Below are 8,219 nucleotides of genomic sequence, written 5' to 3'. Positions count from 1 at the left end.
ATGCAGACGTCGAGCCGACGTTCCATCCCATCGGGGACCTTGCGAACGTCGTGCGCGCGGACGCCGCGGACGCGGGGCGCTCGCTTCCGATCGACGAGGCGCTCAAGGATGCGGCGTCCACGCGCGGGCGCTCGTTCCGCGTGCCCTCGATTCTGGGCGAAGGGGGTGATTGCTGATGGCGTGGATCGATTCGCTTTCGGCGGCTCAGATCGCCGCGGGCGTGGCGGCGGGCGAGTTCAGCGCAACCGAGGTCGCGCGCGCTTCGCTCGATGCGGTCGAGTGCCGCGATGCCGAAGTGGGCGCGTTTTTGCAGGTGTCGGCAGACGCCGCGCTCGAGGCGGCGGCGCGCGTCGATGCCTCCCGCGCGGCCGGCGGCCCGCTGCCCCCGCTGGCCGGCGTCCCGCTGGCCATCAAGGACAACATGAACCTGGCCGGGACGCGCACCACATGCGCCTCGCAGATGCTGGCATCGTATGAGAGCGTCTACACGGCCACGTGCGTGCAGCGCATGCTCGATGCCGGCTGCCTGCCCATCGGCAAGGTGAATATGGACGAGTTCGCGTTCGGCTCGTCCACCGAGAACTCGGCGTTCCACCCCACCAACAACCCGTGGGACCTCGAGTGCGTGCCCGGCGGGTCGTCGGGCGGCTCGGCTGCCGCGGTGGCGGCGGGCGAGGTGGCGCTCTCCTTGGGCTCCGATACCGGCGGCTCCATTCGCCAGCCTGCATCGTTCTGCGGCGTCGTGGGTATGAAGCCCACGTACGGCGCGGTCTCGCGCTACGGCGTGGTGGCTTTTGGCAGCTCGTTGGATCAGGTGGGCCCGTTCGGCCGCACGGTCGAGGACGTCGCGCTCGCCATGAACGCGCTCACCGCGCCCGGCCGCGATCCGCTCGACGGCACCTCGCAGGAGTTCGCCGTTGATTTCTGCGAGCACCTGGATGACGGCGTGACGGGGAGGCGCGTGGGCGTCGTCCCGGCGCTCATGGAGGCCGAGGGCCTCGCGCCCGAGGTGCGCCGCGCCGTCGAACGCGCGGCCGCCCAGCTGGAGCAACAGGGCGCGCAGGTCGTTGAGGTCGAGCTTCCGCATCTCGACGCCGCTATCGCCGCTTATTACGTGATCGGGCCCGCGGAGGCGTTCTCCAACCTGGCCCGCTTCGACGGCATTCGCTACGGCTATCAGGAGGAGGACTGCGCGAACCTGGCGCAGCAAAGCGCGCTGTCCCGTGCGCACGGCTTCGGTAGGGAGGCGAAGCGTCGCCAGATGCTCGGCGCCTACCTGCTGTCCAGCGGCGTGTACGACAAGTATTACTACGCGGCCCAGAAGGCGCGCACCATGATCACGCGCGATTACGCGCGGGCGTTCGAGCAGGTGGACGCCATCCTCATGCCCGCCGCGCCGCGTACCGCGTTCAAGCACGGCGAGCTGTCCGACCCCACGCAGATGTACCTGTCCGACCTGTATACGATCTCGCTCAACATCGCGGGCAACGGCGGCATCTCCGTGCCGCTCGGCCTGGGCGAGGATTCGGGTCTGCCCGTGTCCGCCCAGCTGGTGGCGCCCGCGTTCCACGATCGCGAGCTTCTCACGTATGCCCGTGCACTCGAGGTCGCGTTCGGTGCGGCGCCCGTAGCGCCCGCTTGCGCCCAGAAGGGAGGTGAGCTTGCATGAAGGAGCTCGCCGAGGTCCTGAAAGACTGGGAGGCCGTGATCGGCCTCGAGATCCATACCGAGCTCACGACGCTCGATACGAAGATGTTCTGCGGCTGCACGCTCAGCCATGACGACGAGCCCAATGCGCACGTGTGCCCGGTGTGCCTGGGCCTGCCCGGCGCGCTGCCCGTGCCCAACGAGCGCGCGATCGAGTATATCGTCAAGGCGGGCCTGGCAACCAACTGCCAGATTCAAAAGCGCTCGATGTTCTATCGCAAGCACTACTTCTATCCCGATATGGCCAAGAACTTCCAGACAACGCAGGGGCCCGTGGCGTTCTGCATGCACGGCAGGTTGGACCTGGACGTGCGCGGCCGCGGCGCCGCCGAGCGCCCGGAGTGCGCGTTCGGCGAGGGCGAGGCGAGCAGCCTCGCCAGTGCGAGCGCCAACGCCGTGGGCCTGTCGGCGAGCATGGGCGAGCAGATGCCCGAGGGCGCGTCGTGCGGAGGTGCGGGCGAGCTGGGGCTGCCCGAGCGCTTCGGCGACGGCAGCTACCGCGTGCCCATCCGCATTCTGCGTATCCACATGGAGGAAGATGCGGCCAAGCTCAACCACCTGGGTGGCGAGGAGGGCCGTATCACGGCGGCTGCCGAGAGCCTGGTCGATTACAACCGCTGCGGCACCCCTTTGATCGAGCTGGTGACCGAGCCCGACCTGCGTACGCCCGAAGAGGCTCGCCTGTTCATGGAGAAGCTGCGCCGCATCTTCCTGACGCTGGGCATCTCCGATTGCTCGATGGAGAAGGGCTCCATGCGCTGCGACGGCAACGTGAGCCTTCGCCGCCGCGGCGAGACGGCCCTGGGTACCAAGACCGAGCTCAAGAACCTCAACAGCTTCAAGGCGCTGCACGACGGCTTGGCGTACGAGATCTGTCGCCAGGCCGAGGTGCTCGAGGAGGGTGGCGTCATCTACCAGGAGACTCGCCACTGGGAGCCGAGCCGCAAGCGCACCGTGGTGATGCGCGTGAAGGAGACGGCCGACGACTACCGCTTGTTCCCCGACCCCGATTTGGCTCCGTTCGACTTGTCGGATGCGTTCATCGATCGCTGCGCATCGGAACTGCCCGAGCTGCCCGATGCGAAGCGCGACCGCTTCGAGGGCGCATTCGGCATCAAGCGCGCGGATGCCGAGCAGATCGCCGGCGACCCGGCGACCGCGGCGTTCTTCGAGCAGGCGGCCGACGGTCTTGCCGGAAAGGCGGCGCAGGTGGTGGCCAACCTCATCGTGAACGAGCTGGCAGGCTACCTCAAGGCCGCGGGGGCGTCGTTGGAAGAGAGCGGTATCGCGCCGACGCAGGTTGCCTCCCTGGCCCGCCTGCTCGCCGAGGACGCGATCTCGAGCAACCAGGCGCACGAGGTCTTCGAAGCCATGGCGGAGAGCGGCGACGACCCCGAGAAGATCGTGGACGAGCGCGGCATGCGCCAGGTGAGCGATGCGGGCGCGTTGCAGCCCATCGTGGACGAGGTGCTTGCGCGATGCGCCGACCAGGCCCAGCAGTATCGCGACGGCAACCAGAAGGTCATCGGCTTTTTGGTGGGGCAGTGCATGAAGGCGAGCCGTGGTAGCGGCAACCCCAAGCTCTTCAACGAGTTGCTGCGCGCGAGCCTGTCGTAGGCCGGGGCGCGGTGGCGCCGGGCTGTTACGATGGGGGCCGCCATCACGTCTGCACGTTCGCGGCGCGCGGTCGGCTCCGTGGTTTAGCAACGACGTAAACGTGGTAGAATACGTAACCCAGCCATCGCGTTGCCGCGAGGGCGGTGTACTTTGACAGGTCGATGCATGCGCGGCGCATGGCCGCGGTGCCCAGACCTCTCGCATGAGGGGGCGACTGGTTTCGACACGATAGCTCTGAGAGAGGAAGCAAGCCGTGGTCTCCTCGCCCACGTTAAACTGGGGTACCGTCAAAATGAATTGACAACAATAATTTCTCTGGGCAGTATGCCCTCGCTGCTTAATTAATTAGCGGCGCGTCAAACCGGGGATTTCCCCGACTCCGGGGCGACGTCATGTTAGGGGAATGCTCCCGTGCACGTAGCCGGTATGGCACGGGATAAGATCGAACCAGCTAGGAACCTGCGAGCGCGTCGCCGCGCGCAACGGTTCCGAATCTAAATCGGCGACTGAGCTTGGAGATGCCGATCAGGGAGCTTTCGTGGACCGGAGTTCGATTCTCCGCGCCTCCACCAACCGTTACAGCAGGTAGATGTATGCGTCTACCTGCTTTTTCTTGTGTATAGATCTTGCTGGGAGCGATGCCGGGGCGGGGCTCGGGGGCCGTGTGCGACGCCTGCGCCCCGCCTTCGAGCCCGCTGCACGGCCGGCAAGTCTCGCAGCGGGCTCGGGCTTGCTCGGATACGGCGTCCTGATTGTCTGGAGGGTGTTTGCGCGGTGCTTGTTTGTGGTAGAAGAACAGTTGTCGCTCATGTGCCTCGCCGAGAAAGGACATCGTCATGGATGCTCAGCAAAAAGCCGCCAACGCGGGAAAGGTCGCCCTGGTGCTCGAGGGTGGTAGCTTCCGCTGCGAGTTCACGGCGGGCGTCCTCGACGTGCTGCTTGAGCACGGCGTCGATTTTGCCGCGTGCTATGGCGTATCGGCTGGTGCGCTGAGCGGTATGAATTACAAGTCGCGCCAGATCGGCCGCGTGAACCGCGTCAACCTGGCGTACTGCAACGATGGCAACTATATTGGCGCGAAGTCGCTCGCAACGAGCGGCAGCATCGTTGGTTACGATTTCCTGCTCAACGATATCCAGGATCGAATCGATCCCTTCGATAACGAGACATTCGAGGCGAACCCCATGAAGCTGTTTGCCGTAGCCACCGACGTGGTGTTCGGTACGGCCGCCTACCTTCCGGTTGCCAACGCCGTGCTCGATGTCGACGTCTTGCGTGCCACCACCTCGCTTCCCTTGGTGACGCAGCCGGTCGAGATCGACGGCGACCTGTACCAGGATGGTGGCGTGGCGGACTCCGTGCCCATCGAGCATGCGCTCGAGGAGGCGGGGTTCGACCGCGCGGTCGTGGTGCTCACCCAGGATCGTTCGTATGTGAAGGGCCCCTATGACCTCATGGGTCCCGCCCGCGCCCGCTATAGCGCCTATCCGTATTTCCTGGAGGCGCTCGAGAACCGTCATGAGCGCTATAACGAGCAGCGCGAGCATATCTGGGAGTACGAGCGCCAGGGCCGCGCGCTCGTGGTTGCCCCTCCGACGCCGGTGGAGATCGGGCATATCGAGCATGATCCAACCAAGTTGCTGGGCCTGTATATCCAGGGCCGCCAGGAGGGTAAGCGCCTGCTCGGGGCGATCTGTGATTTCTGCGCATAGGCGACCTCCGTCATGTGCGCTGACAATCATGTTCCGTCTGTGCAGAAACTCTGGTAGACAGCCGAAAGCACGTTGACTCGCGCCGCCTAAGCGGTATACTCAACAGGTTACTTTGCAGAGCCCCGTGAAACTCTGTTAAGACACGTACTGTACATGGAGGAGTCAAGTGATTCAGAAGTCGACTCACTACGCCAAGCAGGGTGAGGTTTCCCGTAACTGGGTCCTCATCGACGCCGAGGGCGCTATCCTGGGCCGCCTTGCCACCCAGATCGCAGCTATTCTGCGCGGTAAGACCAAGCCCCAGTTCACGCCCAACTCTGACTGCGGTGACTTTGTGGTAGTCATCAACGCCGATAAGGTCCAGCTTAGCGGCAACAAGGCAGACCACAAGGTTTACTACCGTCACACCGGCTACAATGGCGGCCTCAAGGCCGAGAGCTTCCGCCAGGCCATGGAGAAGCACCCCGAGCAGGTCATCGAGCGCGCCGTCCGCGGCATGCTCCCCAAGACCACGCTTGGTCGTCAGCAGCTCAAGAAGCTCAAGGTCTACGCTGGTGCAGAGCATCCGCACGCTGCCCAGAACCCCGTTAAGATTGACCTGGAGGCTTAAAGATGGCTGAGAACACCGTTGTTTACTACGGCACCGGCCGTCGCAAGAACGCCGTTGCTCGTGTCCGTATCGTCCCCGGCACCGGCAAGGTGACCATCAACAAGCGTGACGCTGCCGAGTACTTCGGCCGTCAGCAGCTGCTCGATGGCGCCCTGGCCCCCTTCAAGGTTACCGACACCCTCGGTTCCTTCGACGTCATCGCCCTGTGCGATGGTGGCGGCATCTCCGGTCAGGCTGGCGCCCTGCGCCTCGGCATCGCTCGTGCTCTGCTGAACGCTGGCGACTACCGTGCCGACCTCAAGCGCGCTGGTTTCCTTACGCGCGATGCTCGCGTCGTCGAGCGCAAGAAGTTCGGTCTCAAGAAGGCCCGCCGCGCTCCGCAGTTCTCCAAGCGCTAATTTCTTCTCCAAGAAATACACGCTTCGACGGGATCCACCCATTACGGTGGGTCCCGTTTTTTCATTGCATGGCATATTTAGAACATTGCAGTATATAGGTATAGGCTACCTAACACAGATGTTTTGGGTTACGATAATGACGTCTGCCAAAACGGTCTCTGCACGGGTGATCGAGGGAAATAATGTTCAGTAGGCTTCTACAGTCGTTTGGTTTGGGTGTTCGTGAGCGCGTGCTGTGCGCTCCGCTCGCGGGCAACGTGAAACCGCTCTCCGAGGTCCAGGATCAAACGTTCGCGCTTGGTTTGCTGGGCGAGGGCGTTGCGATCGAACCCACGGGAAACCGTGTGGTCGCACCTGCCGACGCAAAGGTCGAGGCCATATTTCCAACCGGTCATGCTGCCGCCCTTCGCACTGACGACGGCTTCGATGTCCTCATTCACGTGGGTCTCGAGACGTACAATCTGGAAGGGCGCCACTTTTCCGTGAAAGCGGAGCCGGGAGATAGCGTTGCCAAGGGTGATGTGCTGATCGAGTTTGATCGCGAGGCCATCGTCGCCGAAGGATACGACATCACGGTGTTGGTCCTCATTCGCAACGCTGCCGAGTTTGCAAGCCTCAAGGGCAGCGTGGGTACCCATGTTGCCGAGCTTGACAAGTTGATTGCCGTCAAAAGTCGGTAATCCGCGATCCTAGGGAAAGGGGTCACTATGATCAGGATCGTTCGCGCTCGTGACTACGAGGATATGAGCCGTAAGGCTGCCAATATCATTTCCGCTCAGGTGGTGCTGAAGCCTAATTGCGTCCTTGGCCTCGCTACGGGCTCTACCCCCATCGGTACCTATGAGCTTCTCGTCGAGGGCTACAAGAAGGGCGACCTCGACTTCTCCCAGGTTTCCAGCTACAACCTGGATGAGTATCGCGGTCTCACCCACGATGATCCCCAGAGCTATCATTATTTCATGAATGAGAACCTCTTCAAGCATGTGAACATCGACGTTGCCAACACCCACGTGCCCGACGGTGCCAACCCGGATGCCGCCGCCGCATGCTCCGAGTACGATGAGATGGTCGCTTCCGCCGGCTATCCCGACCTCCAGCTGCTGGGTATCGGCAACAACGGCCACATCGGCTTCAATGAGCCGGCCGAGGCATTCTCGAAGGGTACCCACTGCATCGATCTTACCGAGAGCACCATCGAGGCCAACAGCCGTCTGTTCGACAACATCGAGGACGTGCCGCGCCAGGCGTACACGATGGGTGTTCAGACCATCATGAGCGCCCGTAGCATTCTGGTTGTCGCCAACGGCGAGAAGAAGGCCCAGGCCGTGTACGACATGTGCTTCGGTCCGATCTCCCCGGCTTGCCCCGCTTCCATTCTTCAGCTGCATGGCAACGTCACCCTGGTTGCCGACGAGGCCGCCCTCGCGCTCTGCAAGTAAGCGCGCGCTGCTGGCGGAAGGCTCCACTGCCATAGGCATGGTTCCATGTTCTCGAAGCCGCTCGGTCGCGTACGACCGGGCGGCTTTGCTGTGTTTGAGCTTCTTTTGATCGAGTGTCGATGTATCCACAGCTGGTTCTGGAATTCGATTGTGACTAACAGCTGGCTAACAGTTTTCTAACAACGGTGGATCTCCACGCATCGCTCTCTCATTATCACAATTACCATGAAGATGGTAATAAATTATGCCAAGGGTCCCTATAGTTCTGCGAGGGGTTCTCGTTACACTCCAAACTGAATACCTGCTACCATAGGAAACGGGATAATGCATGCAAATGTGCATAAACCTGTTCTGTATGAATCAACTGTGACCTTACAGACAGGTATTGGTTCTCTTACCGGCGAAGCGAATGAGAGAAGATCCCTGACCCTTGATCACCTCATTCGCTTTACCGTGTAAGCGTGCACGCGAGGTGATTGGGGGAAGGAATGGACGAGATGACCAATGCACGTGCGATGGCGCGATCCGTGGCGAGCCAAGTAGGTGATTGCAGTCCGGTCGACCGTGGGGACCACTTGGTGGTTCGAGGTGAACAGGTTCGAGCGCTGCTTTCGGCGATGGATGGCGCGGGGATCGTATTTTTAAGCGCGCCGAAGGGATTTGGCAAGACATCTATGTTGATGCAGTGCGCCGGCACGCTGCGCGAGATGCCCTCGACGGGCGATGTGGTGCTTCG

The 8,219-nt window shown here is 62.6% G+C and carries 9 protein-coding genes and 1 other RNA gene; all 10 read left to right on the top strand.

The genetic code is table 11. The features are described from left to right. A partial coding sequence (locus I2E26_RS04570) for an aspartyl/glutamyl-tRNA amidotransferase subunit C (RefSeq protein WP_195419779.1) occupies window positions 1-176 on the top strand: 176 nt, incomplete at its 5' end. After that, window positions 176-1,669 carry an Asp-tRNA(Asn)/Glu-tRNA(Gln) amidotransferase subunit GatA gene (gene gatA, locus I2E26_RS04565; protein ID WP_195419778.1) on the top strand — a complete coding sequence of 498 codons (1,494 nt, stop codon included), beginning with the start codon at window positions 176-178 and terminating at the stop codon, window positions 1,667-1,669. The genes I2E26_RS04570 and gatA, both read left to right, overlap by 1 nt. After that, window positions 1,666-3,324: an Asp-tRNA(Asn)/Glu-tRNA(Gln) amidotransferase subunit GatB gene (gene gatB, locus I2E26_RS04560; protein WP_195419777.1), complete on the top strand. Its 1,659-nt coding sequence runs from the start codon at window positions 1,666-1,668 to the stop codon at window positions 3,322-3,324. Before gatA ends, gatB begins: the two co-directional genes overlap by 4 nt. Window positions 3,325-3,530: 206 nt before the next feature. Further along, window positions 3,531-3,896, top strand: a transfer-messenger RNA (tmRNA) gene (gene ssrA / locus I2E26_RS04555). Between the two features lie 264 nt (window positions 3,897-4,160). Continuing rightward, window positions 4,161-5,036: a patatin family protein gene (locus I2E26_RS04550; protein WP_147588475.1), complete on the top strand. Its 876-nt coding sequence runs from the start codon at window positions 4,161-4,163 to the stop codon at window positions 5,034-5,036. 166 nt (window positions 5,037-5,202) lie between these two features. After that, window positions 5,203-5,646 (top strand): 50S ribosomal protein L13, encoded by a 444-nt coding sequence (gene rplM, locus I2E26_RS04545; RefSeq protein ID WP_147588476.1) that lies wholly within the window; start codon window positions 5,203-5,205, stop codon window positions 5,644-5,646. Window positions 5,647-5,648: 2 nt separating this feature from the next. Beyond that, entirely contained in the window at window positions 5,649-6,044 is a 396-nt protein-coding gene (gene rpsI / locus I2E26_RS04540) for a 30S ribosomal protein S9 (RefSeq protein ID WP_147588477.1), read from the top strand. A gap of 182 nt (window positions 6,045-6,226) precedes the next feature. Continuing rightward, window positions 6,227-6,724 carry a PTS glucose transporter subunit IIA gene (locus tag I2E26_RS04535; protein WP_195419776.1) on the top strand — a complete coding sequence of 166 codons (498 nt, stop codon included), beginning with the start codon at window positions 6,227-6,229 and terminating at the stop codon, window positions 6,722-6,724. Window positions 6,725-6,751: 27 nt separating this feature from the next. Beyond that, on the top strand, window positions 6,752-7,483 hold the full coding sequence (nagB, locus tag I2E26_RS04530; protein WP_147588479.1) for a glucosamine-6-phosphate deaminase: 732 nt from the start codon (window positions 6,752-6,754) through the stop codon (window positions 7,481-7,483). Between the two features lie 488 nt (window positions 7,484-7,971). Further along, window positions 7,972-8,219 (top strand): hypothetical protein (locus tag I2E26_RS04525; RefSeq protein ID WP_195419775.1); only part of this gene is annotated, 248 nt, incomplete at its 3' end.

This window comes from Collinsella sp. D33t1_170424_A12, assembly GCF_015554865.1.
Lineage (GTDB): Bacteria > Actinomycetota > Coriobacteriia > Coriobacteriales > Coriobacteriaceae > Collinsella.
Note: the sequence above shows the minus strand (reverse complement) of the source record. Positions and strands in the feature narration are given on the sequence as shown.